Here is a 17,421-nt window from a genome sequence, read left to right on the forward strand (position 1 = left end):
ACATCCTCCCCTACGGATCGACCTGGAATGGCGGCGGTCGTAGCGCGGCGGCGTTGTTCGGCCAGAGCAGCGTCCGACGCCCTACACCTGCGCCCAAGCTTCGAACGCTGAACCGGCTGCGGCCCGCTTCAGACCGGGAGAGTTGAACACAAATGCGACCTGGCCGGCGCGATTGACCGCGATGACGCCGCCGTCGCCGCCCAGCCTGCCGACGCTGTCGATCATGCCCTGACAGGCGTCCTCCAGGGACTCGCCGAGATAGCGTCGTCGCGCGGACACATCGAAGGCCGCGGCCGTCAGGATGAAGAATTCTCCGACCCCCGTGCAGGACACGGCGACCTCCTCGTCGGCCCAGACCCCGGCCCCGGGTATGGGCGTGTCGCCTACCCTGCCCGGCCTCTTGCCAAACACCCCGCCGGTTGATGTCGCTGCAGCCAGGGCTCCGGTCAGATCAAGAGCGGCCGCGCCAACCGTACCGTGCGCCAGAGCCTGGGTTTCCGCCTCAATATCGGCGGCGGTGATCCCGACGGGCATCCGGAAGAAGCTTGCTGGATCCATGATCTGCGTCAGGCCCTGCTGGCGGGCAAAATCGGACGCGCCCTGCCCGGCCAACAGGACATGGGGCGTTGCCTCCATCACCCGGCGGGCCGCCGCGATCGGGCTGGCGGCGTCACGGATGGCGCAGACGGCTCCGGCCTTGCGGCGTGCGCCGTCCATGATCGAGGCGTCCATCTCGACAAGCCCACTGGCGTTGGGCGCCGAGCCGCGCCCGGCGACGTAGAGACCGCTGGCCTCCATCTCGATCACCGCGATCTCCACCGCATCAACGGCCGACAGTCCATCGGCCAACTGCGCGGACATCCGCGCCGCCAGATCGCGGAGGTGGTCGGTCGCCTCGCGGTAGTCGCGTCCGGGAATGACGCCCGCACCGCCGTGCAAGGCGATCACATGGGGGGTAGAGTTCATCTGTAACCTACGGTCTGAAAACGACATGGACGGGAGAGACGTCGAAGGCCACGTCGACGATCGTGTCGCGATCGCGCCCCTGGGCGTCACGGCCCTGATACGCAGCAGAGGACGGCGTGCGGGCAAAGCCAAAGCGTATGCCCGCGCCGCCGGGCAGGAACGACGGGCGCTCGATGCGGGTGGAAGCCGCCACCCCAACCAGATCCTCGGCCAGCCAAGCGTCCAGGCGCTGAGCCGGCGCGGCCAGCCCTTCGGCGACGCGAAGCCGGGCTGTCGCCGACGCAGAGGGCTTGAGCCGTTGCTTGTAGCCGGCAGGGGTCACAGCCAGGGTCGCCAGATCCACCCTATCGCCTCCGCTGATGAAATGCAGATGCGCTTGCCGCAGGTGAAGGGCGCTATCCCGGACATCGATCAGGGCCGAACGCTCGTCAAGGATGGTAACCCCGCCCGCCCCGATCGCCCTGGCGCTGCGCGTCGCCAGATCAATCACCAGGGCCGTATTCTCGTCGATGCCGAAGCCGATGCGCTGGCTGAGCGGCAGGGTCGCGACCGCCCGCGCCAGGCGTCCCAGGCGCGCCCGGCGATCAAAGTGCTGATCGACCAGACCGCCGGTGAAGAAGCCCAGCCCTCGGCCCATGGCCAGGGCCTCGCCATCTGCTGTCTCGGTCGCGCCCAGCGGCCGCAACAGGGCGGGCAGGCTGTCGCCCTGCAGAATCATGGCCTCGCTCATGATGGCGGCGCCGGCGCTGGTTCCGCCGATCACGGCCCCCTGGGCCAGGCGCGCGCGCAAGGCTATGAGCAGAGGGGTGTCCTCCCCTTTTGCCGTCTTGAGGGTGGCGACAATGCGGGCCTGATCGCCCCCCACGAACCACACGCCGTCAGCCGGGGCGGCCTTGGCCACCTCCTCCGGCGCTGAGCCCCCAGACGCCCAGAGCGACTCGTCGATGTCCGCCGTACCCGGATCATCGCGCACGGCGACCCTGGCCACAGCAATCTGATCGGCGCCGACGCCGCGACGCTGCAGCTGCTGAGCGAAGGATTGGGCCGAGTCGCTGGGCGCGCCCGAGGCTGCCGGAATGATCAGGAAGCGTGGCGCAACGCCTGGCGGCGCATGCGCTCTGGCGGCATCGATGAAGGCGGCGTGGACGGCGTCGTTGTCGCGCGACAGCGCACCACCGACGATGACCAGGGTCCCGCCCTGCGCGGCGGCGGGGCCTGCGATCAGGCCGCCCAGAAGCAAGATCAGCAAGCCGCGCATCAGCGGTATCCGATCAGTTGGGCGACCAGCACGAAAGCCGCCGCCATCACCAGCAAGCCGGCCAGCGGCTTCCAGATGAAGGCCAGCCAGGTCGAAAAGCCCAGACGCCCGGCCGCCAGGCAGCCCATCAGGGACGCCGAAGTCGGGGCGATGATGTTGGTCAGGCCATCGCCCAGCTGGAAGGCCAGAACAGCGGTCTGGCGCGTGACGCCCGACAGGTCCGACAGAGGCGCCATCAGGGGCATGGTCAGGGCCGCCTGGCCAGAGCCCGAGACGATCAGCAGATTGATGCCGCTCTGAAAGCCCAGCATGCCCCAGGCCGTCGCCCAGTTGGGCAGAAGCGCGGTCAGACCGCTCATCTCGTGCAGCAAGGCGTTGAGCAGGCTCCACTGGTCGGGCTTGTCGCCGCCGAGCATCAGGATGATCCCCTTGGCGACGCCGACCACCAGCGCAGCCGGGGCCAGCTGGGCCGCGCCGTCGCTGAAAGCCCGCACCAGGTCGTTGGCGTCGACCCCGCCCAGTTTGAACACGCGGCCAACCAACCCCGCCGCAAGGCCCAGCGCAAAGAACTGGGCGGCGATTTCGGCCAGATAGTAGCCCTTGGCGACCACGCCCCAAGCCACCCAGGCCACAGTCAGCAGCAGAAGAATCAGGATGATGGCGTCGCCGGCCCCGAACCGCCCGACCGCGCCGACGCTCGCCTTGTCGCGCCAGAGCGCGTCGGAGGCATAGGCCTTTGACAGGGTCGGCGTCAGACGGACGCGGCGGGCGTACCACCACAGATAGGCCAGGCCCGCGCCGGTGAAGACCAGCCACATGACGATCCGCAGGCCCATCCCCGACAGAACCGGCAGGCCCGAAATGCTCTGGGCGATCACCAGGCCGAAGGGGTTCATCCACGAGGCCGAGAAGCCGATCTGGGTCGCGACGTAGCAGGTCAGCATGCCGGTGATGGAGTCATAGCCGCTGCGCACCAGCACCGGCGTGACGATCAGGCTGATGGCGATGGCCTCTTCGCTCATGCCAAACACGGCGCCGGCCAGGGAAAAGGCCGCGAACAGGCCCAGGATCAAAAGCTCGTTCGGCTTTGATTTGGGATCGGCCGGGTTGCCGATCAGGCCGGTCAGGGCACGGTCAACGGCGCCGGTGCGCATGATGACGCCGAACACCCCGCCGATCACCAGGATGAACGCCATCAGGCCCACGGTGGCCGAGCCGCGGTCGCCGGTGACCAGGCCCTCGAACGGGAAGTTCAAGAGGCCGACATGGCCCTCGGAGCCGAAGATCGGTGCGCCCTTCGGCTGGGCGGCGGCGGCATAGGCCGCCGGGTCGATGCGGCCGGACGGCGCCAACCCATACCGACCGGGTGCAAACAGCCAGGTGCTGGCATAGGCCGCCAGCGCCAGGATCAGCAGGATCAGGAAGGTGTCCGGGATCTTGCTCTTGATCGCAGGCGGCGAGGGATCGGACTCGGAATTGGGCGGGGCCATGGACAGTGCTCGGAAAAGGCCGCCGCTTCGGGCGCGAAAGCCCGAAGCGGCGGCGACGCCAGGGTCAGAAGCGATGAGTCAGGCGGATCGTCGCAAAACGCCCCACCAGATCATGATTGTAGAGATCGACATTGGCGCTGGACCCCAGGACCCGAGGCGGGGTCTCGTCCAGCAGGTTCCTGATGTTGAGCTGCACGAAGCTGTGCGGACCAAAATCATAGCTCAGGCTGGTGTCGAAGGTCAGGGAACTATCGACCTTGACCGTGGCAGTGGCCGGCAGGCCCACCGCAGCCAGGGTGCGGACGTCGGGGTCATCCTTGTACTCGCTGACATAGCGCGCACCCAGTGAAGCCCGCCAGGCATCCCGCTTCCAGCGCAGCCGGGCGTTGGCCAGGACGCGAGGATAGAGGTAGTCGCCGGCCAGCTTCTCGACCACCGCGCCGCTGGACGCCTTGCGATCAAAGTCGATCAGATAGGTGGCGTCGAAGGTCAGGGTGAACTTTCCCGCTGCGCTTTCGGGCAGGTACTGGGTGTAGGAAACGTCGACGCCACTGGTCTTCTGGTAGCCCAGATTGGTGATCTGGAAGTGAGCATCGGTGACGAAGCCGTTGGTCACCTCCAGGCCCGGCGTGCCGGTGGGAAGCAGGCCCGCCCCCGAGACGGGGAAGGCGCCGGCCAGGGCGCGACGGATGAAGTCGTCCTCGGCGATGCCGACCAGATTCTTGTGCTCGATGTTCCAGTAGTCGAGCTTGATCTCGATATCGGCATTGGGCTGGAACAGCAGGCCGCCGCCCCAGGTGTCGGCGTTCTCGGCCTTCAGGTCGGTGTTGCCGACGTCTTCCGAGAGCAGAGACTGGCCGCTGGCCGAGGCATTGCCGTTACAGGCCGCCGGGGTCGCCTTGCAGTCGACGCGATAGCTGGACAGCAGCACCCCCGCTCCGCTCTGGGCCAGGGACGGCGCACGGAACGAGGTCGACCAGTTGGCCCGGAAGGTCAGGAGATCGGAGGCCTTGAACCGGGCGGAGACCTTCGGATTGAAGTCGCCGCCAAACGCGTCGTAGTGGTCATAGCGACCGGCCAGCTGCACATCGAACTGGTCGGACAAAGGCACATAGAGCTCGCCATAGACCGCCCACTGGTCACGCTCGGCCCGGGCGCTGGTCGAGGAAAAGCCCAGGATCGGCTCGGGGTTGGACGCCGTGGCGACGGCATCGCCCGATGGCGTATCGCGCAGGGTTTCCCGACGATACTCCGCTCCGAACGCCGCCTTCACCGTCCGTCCGCTCAGCGTAAAGAGGTCACCCGAGGTCGAGGCGTCCAGCGAATAGGTGCGCGAGCGCCCTTTGCGGTCGGCCGTGGTCTCCAGCAGCTTGTCCAGGCCGGCGGCCTGCGTGGTCTGGCCGCCGAAGGGATTGTACCAGAGCGTGGTCTTGCCGGCGGCCTCGCAGGTATTGCCCACATAGCTGGCGCTGGGCCGGCTGAGATTGACGTTCCACCGCTTCACGCTGGAGCCGTCGCTGCAGAGGTTGCCGAGGTTGGCGTCATAGAAGGCCTTGGACCGGATCAGGCCCGACAGGCCGCTTTGGGTCCGGTCATTGCCGCCAAACAGCAGGGCTGCGTCATAGGTCCAGCCTGTGGCGAACTTGCCCTTCAGGCCCGAGACATAGCGGAAGGAGTCGGACTCCACCTCGACCGCGCGAGGCTCGATCAGCTTGCCCCAGGCGAAGATCGGAAAGCCGTTGTAGGAGCTGAAGCGGCGGACGCGGCCTTCGGCAACGATGTCCGCCTGCAAAGCGGCCGGCCAATTGGGATTGGCCGGGTCAATCGGGGCGCGGGAGAAGTTCGCCGGCGAGCTCGTGCCGCGTGCCTCGGTGTGCTGGAACAGCAGTTCATTGTACCAGGAGACATTGTCGCTGATCGCAAAGTCGTGGGTGATCAGGCCGCCCAGGCTTGCCTGCTGATCCTGCGAGGAGACATAGCGGTTGGTGTTGACCTGGCAGTATTCACCCAGATTGCCGACCTTGAAATCGGCCGCCGCGCAGCCGCCGCTTCCGGGACCCTCGGTCTGGTCGTTGGTCATGAAATAGAGGTCGTTGAAGCTGGGATAGAACCCCTGCTGGCTGGGACGGACCGAGTCGCGCGAGGCCTCGCGGTCGCGCAGATAGAAGGCGTTGCGCTTGAAATAGTCGATGACGGCCGTGACGTGATGATCGCCAAAAGCCTTGCCGACGACGAGATTGGCGTTGAACCGGCCTTCGTCGCTGGCGGCGGTGGAGTCACCGTAAGACGCGGTGAATTCCGCCCCTTCGAAGTCCTTGCGCAGGACGTAGTTGACGACACCAGCCACGGCGTCGGCGCCGTAAAGGGCCGAGGCGCCGTTGGGCAGGACCTCAACCCGCTCCAGCGCCGCCAGCGGAATGGCGCTGGCGTCGATAAACGACTCCTGGCCTCGCGCGAAGGCGCTGACCGAGGCGCGCCGACCGTTGATCAGGGTCAGGGTCGCGCTGGTGCCCAGGCCGCGCAACGACACGCCTGACGCCCCGACGGGCGTGTCGCTGGACAAGGCACCAGCGCTGGCGGTCGAGAAGGTGCCACCCCCGCCGGCGGCGGCGGGAAGCTGCGAGAAGAGGTCGATGACCGAGGTTGCCCCGGACTCGTCGATGGTCGCCCGGTCGATCTGGTAGGCCTGAACAGCCCCCTTCAGATCCAGCCCCTGGATTCGGGTGCCCGTGACGGTGACGGCCTCGATCGTCTGGATCTCTTCGGTGACAGCAGGCGTGGCGGCGGCAGGCGCTTGCTGCGCCAGGACGGGTGTGGCCAGGCCAAGCGCCAGTATCGCCCCGAGCACATGGCCCAGGTCGTTTTGATGCGGTTTCATAGGAATACCCCCAGCCGCGCGGAACGCTCCTCCCGAGAGGCCACGCGCGGATTGATGTTCGTGATGACAGGCAGGGGTCGGGGCGCGACGCGACACGCGCATGGGCGCGCGCCGACGACGGATCAGGCCAGGACTGGCTTTGGCGACGCCTTAGGCGTCAGCGACCCGACCGCTTTACGGTCGGGGGGTCTTCACTCGTTGAACCAATCTTTCAGGTGGAACTGAACCGATCGGCGCACGAGGACCTGATGCGAAGGTCGCATGTCTTCAACGTTCCTGTGACGCTACGACGCTACAGAATTGGTTGCCACTGACAAGCCGTGACTTCGTATCGGGCCGGACAATGTTGCAATGGACGATTGGAGGGCGCCTGCGTGGTCCACGGGCGGGCCGTTGGCTGGACTGGCTTGGTTGCCCAAGCCAGTCGCACTTTCGCCCAAGGGAGAACCCCCAAATCTTTTGGCGCGACTACAGCAGAACCACTTTTGACGACGCTATCGGCGCCACAGGCCGGGCGCGCAGCAGCCGCGCCACGCGCGCCAGAAGCAAGGCGTCGCTAAAGGGCTTGGCGAGATAGTCCCGCGCACCCAGGGCCAGCGCTTCCTTGACGTCGTCGGGCGCATTGCGGGCGGTCAGCATCATCACCGGGATGTTGGCCACCAAGGGGCTCTTTCTGATGTGGCGGAGGACGCCAAAGCCGTCCAGGCGGGGCATGTTGACGTCCAGGATAATGGCGTCCGGACGCGTACTGTGGATGCCGTCGATGGCCTCCCATCCATCGCGCCCGAAGACCGTGTCATAGCCCGCCACGCTGAGCCGCGTGGTCAGCAGCTCCAGGAGATTGCGGTCATCTTCCGCGATGAAGATTCGCCGCCGACGCGCTTCAAGCGGCATCTTCACCCTCCCACTCGTAAGACAGGGCGCGATTGATCTCCGTGAGCAGCGCCCGCGCATCAAGCGGCTTGGCGACCATGCCGTCAAAGACGCCTTCGGGCAGTGCGCCGCCCACATCGGCAGAGAAGGCGATGATGGGCACATTTCCATTGAGGGCGACCTCACGGATCTGTCGGGTCGCTTCCACCCCGCCGATACCCGGCATGCGCAGATCCATCAGGATCACATCGAACGGCTCGGCGCTGGCGAGCCCGACCGCCGCCTCGCCGTCGGCCGCCTCCGTCATCTCGGCGCCAAAGACGCGCAGGACCGCGCAGACCAGATCGCGATTGACCGCACGGTCGTCGACCACCAACACGCGGCAACCCTCTGGAATGACCGCCGCCGCCTGGCCATCGGTCCCGGCTTCATCAAGCGAAACCTTCGCGGCCGGAAGCTCGAACCAGAAGCAAGACCCTTGCCCCGCTTGGCTGGTAGCGCCGATCTGGCCGCCCATGGCGTCGACTAGCCCCTTGCAGATTGCCAAGCCCAACCCTGACCCGCCGTGCTTGCGCGTGGAAGAGCCGTCGACCTGGGAAAACCGCTTGAAAAGCTGATCCAGGCGATCGGTGGGTATGCCCGCGCCGCTGTCGGTGACGGTTACCCGAAACAGGCCGGTTCGCGCCGTCCACTGGGCTTCCAGCTCCACGCGACCGCTGTCGGTGAACTTCACGGCGTTGCCGATCAGGTTGAGCAGGATCTGGCGGATCCGATCAGCGGCCAGAGTCAGACCCGAGGGCAGGCCATCCAAGCCGGTCATCACCAGATCCAGACCCTTTTCCTGGGCCTGGCCAGAGAAGAGGTCCATGGCGTCTTCAAGGATTTGTCGCGGGTCGCTGGGGGTGACGACGATCTCGACCTGACCAGCCTCGAGCTTGGAGAAGTCCAGGATGTCGTTGACCGTCGACATCAGCGCCTTGCCGGCGTTGGAGACGCGGTCGACGAAACGGCGCGTGGCCGGCGAGAGTTCGGGTTGATCCTCGATCAGCCGCGAGAAGCCCAGCACGGCCGTCAAGGGCGTGCGCAGTTCGTGGCTCATGTTCGACAGAAACTCGGCCTTCACCACCGCCGCGGCTTCGGCTTCGGCACGGGCCAGTTCCAGGGCCTGCTCCAGAGCCTTGCGGCTTGTGATGTCGCGAACGACATCCTGGATTGCGGCCAGCTTGCCGGTGTCCGCGTCGAAGAACAGCTTGGGCTGACCTTCCAGCCAAACCCAATGGCCGTCCTTGTGCCGCCCGCGATACTGGAAGGGCTCGGAGATCGCGGAGGGCCCCCTGGCGATCAGCTCGGCGTAGTTTACCCTCAACAGCGGCGCATCGTCGGGGTGGGTCATGTCGATGACCCTGCGGCCGAACATCTCCTCGGGCGTGTAACCGAGGATCGGGCGGCATGCGGGCGAGACGAACCGAATGTCGCCACTTGGGCCGAAGGCGGCGATCATGTCACTGGCGTTGTCGGCCAATAGCCGATAGCGGCTTTCGCTGGCCGCCAATTCGGCCTGGATACGGCGGTCGTCGGTGATGTCGCGAACCGTGCCCATGATGACAGCGGGCGCACCGTCGGACCCCGTCTCGATAATCGAGCTGCCGGAGATGTAGCGTTCCTCGCCGTCCGGACGGACGATGCGCGTGGTGACGTTGTAGTCGGCCGCTCCGGTCCTCAGGCGCTCGGCGAGCCTGGCCATGGTCCAGGCCCGTTCTTCGAGATGGATACGGTCGTTGAACATCTCGATGGCCGGGTGTTCGACGCGCTCCAGCCCATAGATTTCGAACATCTTGGCCGACACATCCAGGTCCAGGGCCTTCAGGTCGTAACGCCAGTAGCCGACGCCGCCGATATCCTCGGCCAGGCGCGCTCGCTGGGCCTGTTCGCGCGCAGCGTCGCGAGCGGTCGCCATCTCAAGTTCCAGGGCCTTGCGGTCAGAGATATCGCGCGAGACCGAGACGATTTCCTGGGGTGCACCGGACGCATCGCGCACCAGTTGAAGGTTTGACTCCACCCAGACGTAGTGGCCCAGCTTGTGCTGCGAGCGGTGCTGCAGGGTACTCTGGGCAAGGCCACGTGACATCGCCTCGAACACCGACATCACCCGCTCACGATCATCGGGATGCAGCACCACCGGCACGGTCAGGCCTATGGTTTCCTCGACGCTGTAGCCCAGAAGCTTCTCGACGGCGGGCGAGATGAACCGGCCCCCGCCCGAGAAATCGTAGCGCGTGATGACGTCGCCAGCATGCTCGGTCACGAGCCGGTAGCGTTCTTGACGGCGTTGGAGGCTCGCGATGGTCTCGACGGTCTCGGTGATGTCCTGGAACAGGCCGAAGATCGAGGCCGGCTTCCCGTGATCGTCCAGCTCGCACACCCCGCGCGAGATCACGTGGCGCACGGCGCCGTCGGCGCGCGTCAGTCGGAGGCGGAACTCAAAGCCCTCCCCGGTCTGGCTCGTATGGGCCAAATGGCCCATGACCATGGCGCGATCATCGGGATGATAAAAGGCCACGGCGTCGTCGAGATCGGGGTCGAAGCTTTGGCGGTCAACGCCGTGGATGGCGTAAACTGTATCGGACCAAGTTACCGTATTGGAGATCAGGTCCAGTCGCCATTGGCCCACCCCGGACATGACCTCGGCGATTTCGAGAAGGCGCTGTTTTTCGCGAGTCTGGCGGTTGGCTCGCGCCAGTTCAAACTCGTCGACGACAATGCGGGCGAGCAGTTGAAGCCGCTCCAGCTCCGCGACGCTGGGGCGCGGCCGCGGCTTGTTATCGATGACGCAGAGGGTTCCGAGATTGTGACCGTCTTTGGTGGTCAAGGTCGCCCCGGCATAGAAGCGAATATCCGGCGCGCCCGTGACCAAGGGATTGCTCGCAAAGCGGGGGTCCAGGGTGGCGTCTTCAACCACCATCACCGCATCGGGACCCATGGTGACAGCGTGAGCGCAGAAGGCCTGATCGCGCGGCGTCTCCGACACCTCCAGGCCCACCTTGGCCTTGAACCACTGCCGCTCTTCATCAACCAGCGAAACCAGCGCGATGGGCGTCGCAAACAGGTTGCCGGCCAGGCCCGCCAAGCGATCGATAGCGGCGTCAGCCTCGGTGTCCAGCACCCTGTACGCCCGCAAGGCATTTAGCCTTAATAATTCGCGTTCTTCCATGCTGTTCGCTCGCAATCGGCTGGCATACTTAAATGGTAAACATCATGGCAAGTCCATCTGTAGCCTAGCGGCACGGATGGGATGAGCGTTGACGCCGTTGTCGTGATTTGGGAATTGGTTATCGGCTCGCGCAAAAGCTGTCAAAATCACGGCACCCGAAACCTCTACGAGAATTTTCTGGCGGCCAGCAGAAATTGCTCGTCTCAATTGGAGCCGTTGACGCACCATCGCTTGGTTCACTAAACAATTGTTCTACGGAAAACAAAATCAGACGCTTTTGAGCAGTCTTGCCTTTCCGGATGGTCAGCACAGTTAACGGGCTGACGGTGCGCACGCTCGACGCGGCCGGCCTGTTCCGGCGAGCGCTCGGCAAGGCCCCACCGGGCGGCGCCGGAACGGCGCGGCGCAAGAGGGCATCTCGATGCGCTACATCAGCGAGACAAGATGACAACGCCTTGGCCAAGACGATCCCCGACCGGGAATGCGCAATTGAGCCGTGTGGCGACCCCGGCTAGTCTGAGTCAAAACTTGGGGAGGTCCACGTGAATCTGAAGCTGGCGATTCCGATCGTCCTGATCCTGGCGGCGACGCTCGCCTGGACGTTCGCGGCTCCCTATGTCCAGCATTGGAAGGCCCGCCGGGCGGCGGCACGGCGACGGATCGCCGAGGGCCGCCAGAAATAGGTCCTGGTTTGCAGCGCTTCCTGGCGCGCACCGCCGTCCAGAAACTCGAGCGGTCCAAACCGCCCGAACAAGCCAGATCATCGGCCGGGTAAATAATAAAACAAATTGTTTTTATAAATGCCTTATGATTTGTCTTGGCCAAGAATGGCTGGGGACGAGACGTTGGACGCGGAGAGCAGAGCGACGCGCGGCATGCGCATTGGCGTCGATCTGGGCGGCACCAAGATCGAAGTCGCGGCGCTCGCGCCCGAAGGCGACTATGTCTCGCGTCTCCGCGCCCCGACTCCTGCCTCATATGACAGCGCTATCAGCGTCATCCGTGATTTGATTGCTCAGACGGAGACTGCCACCAACGCCCGCGGAACCGTCGGCATGGGGGCGCCCGGTTCGGTCTCGCCGACCTCTGGTCTGGTGCGCAACGCCAATACAGTCTGGCTGAACGGCCGTACGCCGGGGAAAGATCTGGAGCAGGTCCTTTCGCGCCCCGTTCGAATCGCCAACGACGCCAATTGCCTGGCCCTGTCCGAAGCCGTCGATGGGGCCGCAGCCGGATTCCGGACCGCCTTTGCGGTGATCCTGGGCACGGGCTGCGGCGGCGGGGTGGTGGTCGATCAGCGACTGGTCGAGGGCGCAAATGGCGTCGGCGGCGAGTGGGGCCACCTTCCCCTGCCCTGGCCTGCGGCCGATGAGACGCCCGGCCCCGCCTGCTGGTGCGGACGGCGCGGGTGCCTGGAGACATGGATCTCGGGCTCGGGCCTGCAGCGCGACTTTCAGACCCGCACGGGTCGCGCCCTGAAGGGCGAAGAGATCGTCAATGCTGCGGCGACCGGCGACGCCCAGGCAGTCGAAGCGCTGGATCGGCTGTTCGAGCGCCTGGGCCGGGGGCTGGCGATGATCTGCGACATTCTTGATCCCGACGTCTTCGTGTTCGGCGGCGGGCTGTCGAAGGTCGAGGCGCTCTATCAGCGCCTGCCGGACCTGATCGCGCCGCATGTATTTTCCGACCGCTGGGCCGCGAAACTGGTTCCGGCGCGCTGGGGCGACGCTTCCGGTGTGAGGGGCGCGGCGATGCTGTGGTCCCAGCCCGATTGGCCTGCCGACGGCCTGGTCCCCGATAGCCCGAGACCGGCGTCCACAACGATCTGAACAAAAAATGCAGCCGGACGGTCACGTCACCGTCGGTGCAAGGAGGAGGAAACGATCATGGGCAAGCCCTCTCACTTCGTTAGCGCCATGGCGCTGATCGCCATGACCGCCACGGCTGGCTCCGGCCTGGCCCAGACGGCGGGGCCCTTCAACTTTACCTTCCCGGCCGGCGGCGACGAGATCGCCCGCGACCTGCCAGGCTTTGCGGCCGGCGCCGTCTTGCCCGCCGACAGCCCCTGGAGCCTGAGCGCCTGGATGCGCTCTTCCGAACGCCCCAGGGGGCCGGCCCTGATCGCCGGCGTCGGCGATCCGACCGGCAAGGGCCGCTATCTCGTGCTCGACGCCAGCGGCTTTGGCGCAACCAGCGGCGGACGGACTATCCGCGCCGACGCCGCCTGGCTGCCGGGGGAATGGCACCACGTCACAGCGGTCTTTGATGGCGGCGCGGTGCGCCTGTTCGTCGATGGCCACGCGGTCGGCGCCGGAACGCTGCCCGGCAATGCGGTGACGGCGCGCCTGCGACTGGCGCCGCGCAAGGTCTCGGGCTTTGCGGCCTATGCGGGCGACGTGGCAGGACTGCGCTATGAAGGGACGGCCCTGGCGCCCGACGCGGTCACCGCCTTGGCCGGGACCCCGCCGAACGATGCCTTGACTGTCTTTGACACCGGCAGCCCGACCTGGCCGGTCCAGGTCCGGCAGATGTACGGCCAGACCGCGCCGCAGGATCCCTGGACCCTGCCCCGCAGCAAGGCTCCCGCCAATGTTGCCGTCGCTATCCCCGCCTATTCCGGACCGGCGCTGAAGGCAGACGGCGAAGGGCTCTGGACGCTGAAGCGCTGGTCCCTGATCGACGCGCCCAGCCTCTCGGCGGGCGGCGGCGCGATCTCCAAGCCTGGCTTCAACGCAGAAGCCTGGCGCGCGGCGACCGTGCCCGGCACCGTCCTGAACACTCTGGTTGATCGCGGCGTCTATGCAGACCCCGATCACGGCCTCAACAATATCCTGATCCCCGAGAGTCTGAACCGGCAGGACTACTGGTATCGCGCCACGTTCGACGCCCCGGCTCAAGCGGCCGGAAAGCGCCTGCTGCTGACATTCAAGGGGATCAACTACGCCGCCGAGGTCTGGCTCAACGGCCAGAAACTGGGCGACATCAAGGGCGCTTTCATCCGCGGCCAGTTCGACGTGACCAAGATGTTGGTCGCCGGCTCAAACGCCTTAGCCGTGCGGGTCTCGCCCCCGCCACATCCGGGTATCGCCCACGAGGAATCTCTGACCGCAGGGGTCGGCGAGAACGGCGGCATGATGGCGCTGGACGGCCCAACCTTCGTCGCCTCCGAGGGCTGGGACTGGATCCCCAGCGTCCGCGACCGCAACACGGGGATCTGGCAGGACGTCACCCTGCGGGCCACCGGCGAGGCCCGGATCGGCGACGCTCAGGTGGTGACCACCCTGCCCCGCGCCGACAACAGCCAGGCCGATGTCGAGATCATCGTTCCGATCGAGAACCTGGGCGACAGACCCGCCAACATCACTGTCACGGCCGCCTTCGACGGCGTGCGGGTGGAACAGACGGTCCTGGCCCCTCCCGGCGCATCAGACGTGCGCTTCACACCGGCCGCCTTCCCGTCCCTCGCCGTAAAGAACCCCAAACTTTGGTGGCCCAATGGCTATGGTGCCCCGGCCCTGCACGCCCTGACCCTGACGGTCAGCCAGGATGGTCAGGCTTCGGACGAACGACGCATCCGCTTTGGCATGCGCCAGATCACCTATGAACTGTCGCTGATCAACCCGGCAGGCCAGCTGCGCCGGGTCGAGGTCGATTTCGCCAAGGCCCGCCAGCTGGGTCAGGACATCACCGACGGCAGTCATGAGGGTATCCGCAAGGTGCCCGACGGCTGGGCCACCTCCCTGACCACCGCCGGTGACGCCTCGCCCGCGGTGCGCGATGTACCCGAGGTGGGCCTGTCGCCACATCTGGTGATCAAGGTGAACGGCCGCCGCATCGCCGCACGCGGCGGCAACTGGGGCATGGATGACTGGCGCAAACGGGTCGAACGTGAGCGGCTGGAGCCCTATTTCCGGCTTCACAAGGAGGCCAATCTCAACACCATCCGTAACTGGGTGGGCCAGAACACCGAGGAGGTTTTCTTCGACCTGGCCGACGAGTACGGCCTGCTGGTCCTGAACGACTTCTGGGCCTCGACCCAGGACTATCAGCTGGAACCGCAGGACGTGCCGCTGTTCCTGGCCAACGCCGCCGACGTCATAAAGCGGTTCCGCAACCACCCCTCGATCGCCCTGTGGTTTGGCCGCAATGAGGGCGTCCCGCAGCCGATCCTCAATGAGGGTCTGGAGGCGCTGGTCCATGATCTGGACGGCACCCGCTGGTACACGGGCAGCTCCAACCGGGTGAACCTGCAAAACAGCGGGCCGTACAATTATCGCGAGCCAGAGAGCTATTTCACTGACCACGCCAAGGGCTTCTCGGTCGAGGTCGGCACGCCCTCGTTCCCGACTCTGGAGGCGTTCAAGGCCGCTGTGCCGGAGGCCGATCGCTGGCCGATCAGCGACACCTGGGCCTATCACGACTGGCATCCGACCGGGAACGGCGCGGTCAAGACCTTCCAGGACGCCATGGCCGCCAAGCTGGGCCCGCCCACCAGCCTGGAGGACTTCGAGCGCAAAGCCCAGTTGATGAACTACGAAACCCACCGCGCGATGTTCGAGGGCATGAACGCCGAGCTGTGGACCAGGTCCTCCGGCCGGCTGCTGTGGATGACCCACTCGGCCTGGCCCAGCACCATGTGGCAGATCTACAGCCACGACTATGACACCCACGGGGCCTTCTACGGGGTCAAGAAGGCGGCGCAAACGGTGCATATCCAGATGAGCCTGGCCGATCACCGCCTGGCCCTGGTCAACAATGGCGGAAGCGACCTGAAGAACGCCAAGGCCCGCGTACGGGTGCTGGCTCTGGATGGCCGCCTGCTGTCGGATCGCGCCGTGACCCTGTCGGCCAAGGCCGATAGCGTCAGCATCGGCGACGCCCTGGACCTGAAGGCCGTGCTGGCCTCACAGGGCGCGGTCGTCGTGCGTCTGGATCTAAGCGCGGCCAAGGGTCAGGCGCTCAGCAACAACAGCTACTGGATCGCCGGCGACGCAGCCGGCTCGCGCAAGCTGTCCGCGATGACGCCGCAAACCGTGTCGCTGAAGACGACGCGCCGGACGGAGGGCGACGAGACGGTGCTGACCGCAAAGGTGACCAATACCGGTGCCGCGCCCGCCCTGAACCTGAAACTGACCCTGACTGACGCGCAGGGCCGGGCCGTGCTTCCGGCCTATTACAGTGACAACTATCTGACCCTGACGCCCGGCGAGGAACGCCCGATCGAGGTGCGCTATCGGGCTGCGGCGACCAGCGGCCCACTGGACCTGAACCTTAGGGGCTGGAACGCTGCGCCTGTTGCGGTCGCCGTGCCCTAAGCCGTTTTCCGCAAGGCGGCCCGCGACGGCAAAAGCTGGTCGATAATCGGCAAGATGGCCGCGCCGATCGCGGGGCCATCGGCCGAGGTCGCCGCCCGCCGCGCCCGGGCGATGGCCGGCAATCCGGTCAGGGCGGCCAGCCGGGTGTTCAGCGCCGTGGCCAGCCGGTCGACGATCGCCGCCGGCAGACGACCACCCAGATAGACCGCCTCGGGATTGATCAGACAGCTGATGTTGATCATCGGATCGGTCAGCGCGTCGGCGGCCCGCTCGATCCAGTCGCTGATCAGGGCCTGGCCCGGGGGCGGCAAATCCAGCAATGCGCCCGGATCAGCGACCGAAAAGCCGCCCATCTCGATCTGAGCATACAGCGCCGACAACGAGACAACCGACTGCACCGAGACGCCGTCCGAGGCACCACCGAGCGCGGCGCGCGACGGCAAGAAGCCCAGTTCGCCGCTGCGGCCGTCGGCGCCGCGGAAATGCTCGCCCTCAATGATCAGCCCCCCACCCAGGCCGGCGGCGATCAGCACATAGAAGAAGCTGGGCTTGCTCAGGCCATGGCCATACTGCAGTTCGGCGAGGGCGGCGGCGGCGGCGTCGTTCTCGACGAACACCGGCGGACCACCAACGTCGGTGAACAGACTGGCCGGATCCAGGCTATTCCAGGCGTCGAAACTGGCGGGCCGATGCGGCAGGGCCACCTTGCCGAAATCGTCAGGCAGGGCGACGCCGATACCCAGCAGCCGGTCGGGTGTGGGCAAAGACGCCAGCAGGCCCCGACCTGGCTCACCGGTCCAGAACGCGGTGACGTCCTGGGGCAACGGAAAAGCGATCTCCTGGCTGGCGCGGGCGCGGACTTCACCGGCGAAATCGACCAAGGTCGCGGTGATATGGTCGCGATCAATATGGATGCCGATCGAGAAGCAGCCTTCGGGATTGGCGATCAGGGTCATGGCCGGCTGGCCGCGCCCGCCCTGCAGACGCCCTGCTTCCAGCACCAGGCCCATGTCCATCAGGCGCTTGGTGATATTGGCGACGGCCGGCGGTGTGAGGCCGGTGGCTTCGGCCAACTCCACGCGCGTTACCGGCCCGCGCGCGCGCACAGCCTGCAAGGTAACGCGTTGATTGTGATCGCCCACGCGCTCCAGATTGGCGCCCGAGAAGCTGGCCCCGGCGCTGCGCCGCCGGGTCGAGGCCCCTGAAACGAACTGATTGACCAAAATGAAGCGCCTTTTGAAAGTCTCCGCCACACCCTAGCCGCCACGCAGAAGGTCTGACAGCGGCGAGATGCCCGTCAGGCCAATTAAAACAACTTGCAATAAGAAATGAAACGCTGTTATCTGGCCATTGCTGACAGCGCTGTCGTGTAAAATTGACAGCGCTGCCTTGGAGCCTGACGGCTTCGAGTTACCGGCCTAACAGAGCCG

General features: G+C 66.1%; 11 protein-coding genes. 3 read left to right on the forward strand and 8 right to left on the reverse strand.

The features are described 5' to 3' along the window. Positions 1–81 precede the first annotated feature (81 nt). The 7 genes from ACN2C8_RS14760 to ACN2C8_RS14790 all read right to left on the reverse strand — a co-directional run bounded on the left by ACN2C8_RS14760 (position 82) and on the right by ACN2C8_RS14790 (position 10,676). The gene (locus ACN2C8_RS14760) at positions 82–966 is read right to left on the reverse strand and encodes an isoaspartyl peptidase/L-asparaginase family protein (RefSeq protein ID WP_419252726.1); all 885 of its coding nucleotides are present in this window, start codon (positions 964–966) and stop codon (positions 82–84) included. Positions 967–973: 7 nt separating this feature from the next. Then, a complete protein-coding gene (locus tag ACN2C8_RS14765) occupies positions 974–2,224 on the reverse strand; it encodes a cyanophycinase (RefSeq protein WP_419252728.1) in 1,251 nt (416 codons plus the stop codon). Next, positions 2,224–3,714 (reverse strand): putative basic amino acid antiporter YfcC, encoded by a 1,491-nt coding sequence (yfcC, locus tag ACN2C8_RS14770; RefSeq protein ID WP_419252730.1) that lies wholly within the window; start codon positions 3,712–3,714, stop codon positions 2,224–2,226. Before yfcC ends, ACN2C8_RS14765 begins: the two co-directional genes overlap by 1 nt. A gap of 64 nt (positions 3,715–3,778) precedes the next feature. Continuing rightward, positions 3,779–6,694, reverse strand: coding sequence for a TonB-dependent receptor plug domain-containing protein (locus tag ACN2C8_RS14775; protein WP_419252732.1), 2,916 nt, complete (start codon positions 6,692–6,694; stop codon positions 3,779–3,781). 89 nt (positions 6,695–6,783) lie between these two features. After that, on the reverse strand, positions 6,784–6,855 hold the full coding sequence (locus ACN2C8_RS14780; RefSeq protein ID WP_108504463.1) for a hypothetical protein: 72 nt from the start codon (positions 6,853–6,855) through the stop codon (positions 6,784–6,786). A gap of 205 nt (positions 6,856–7,060) precedes the next feature. Continuing rightward, positions 7,061–7,486, reverse strand: coding sequence for a response regulator (locus ACN2C8_RS14785; protein ID WP_419252735.1), 426 nt, complete (start codon positions 7,484–7,486; stop codon positions 7,061–7,063). After that, positions 7,476–10,676, reverse strand: coding sequence for a PAS domain S-box protein (locus ACN2C8_RS14790; protein WP_419252737.1), 3,201 nt, complete (start codon positions 10,674–10,676; stop codon positions 7,476–7,478). The genes ACN2C8_RS14785 and ACN2C8_RS14790 overlap by 11 nt, the downstream gene beginning before the upstream one ends. Positions 10,677–11,218: 542 nt before the next feature. On the opposite strand from ACN2C8_RS14790, the gene ACN2C8_RS14795 reads away from it, so the two are divergent. From ACN2C8_RS14795 to ACN2C8_RS14805, 3 genes are all read left to right on the forward strand, one after another. After that, the gene (locus tag ACN2C8_RS14795; protein ID WP_419252739.1) at positions 11,219–11,359 is read left to right on the forward strand and encodes a hypothetical protein; all 141 of its coding nucleotides are present in this window, start codon (positions 11,219–11,221) and stop codon (positions 11,357–11,359) included. A gap of 192 nt (positions 11,360–11,551) precedes the next feature. After that, positions 11,552–12,505: an ROK family protein gene (locus ACN2C8_RS14800; protein WP_419252741.1), complete on the forward strand. Its 954-nt coding sequence runs from the start codon at positions 11,552–11,554 to the stop codon at positions 12,503–12,505. 57 nt (positions 12,506–12,562) lie between these two features. Next, positions 12,563–15,991, forward strand: coding sequence for a glycosyl hydrolase 2 galactose-binding domain-containing protein (locus ACN2C8_RS14805; protein WP_419252743.1), 3,429 nt, complete (start codon positions 12,563–12,565; stop codon positions 15,989–15,991). On the opposite strand, the gene ACN2C8_RS14810 is transcribed toward ACN2C8_RS14805, so the two are convergent. Further along, positions 15,988–17,214 carry an ROK family protein gene (locus ACN2C8_RS14810; protein WP_419252745.1) on the reverse strand — a complete coding sequence of 409 codons (1,227 nt, stop codon included), beginning with the start codon at positions 17,212–17,214 and terminating at the stop codon, positions 15,988–15,990. The two genes, ACN2C8_RS14805 and ACN2C8_RS14810, sit on opposite strands and share 4 nt — an antisense overlap. Positions 17,215–17,421 lie beyond the last annotated feature (207 nt).

The organism is Caulobacter sp. ErkDOM-C (assembly GCF_048541825.1).
GTDB lineage: Bacteria > Pseudomonadota > Alphaproteobacteria > Caulobacterales > Caulobacteraceae > Caulobacter.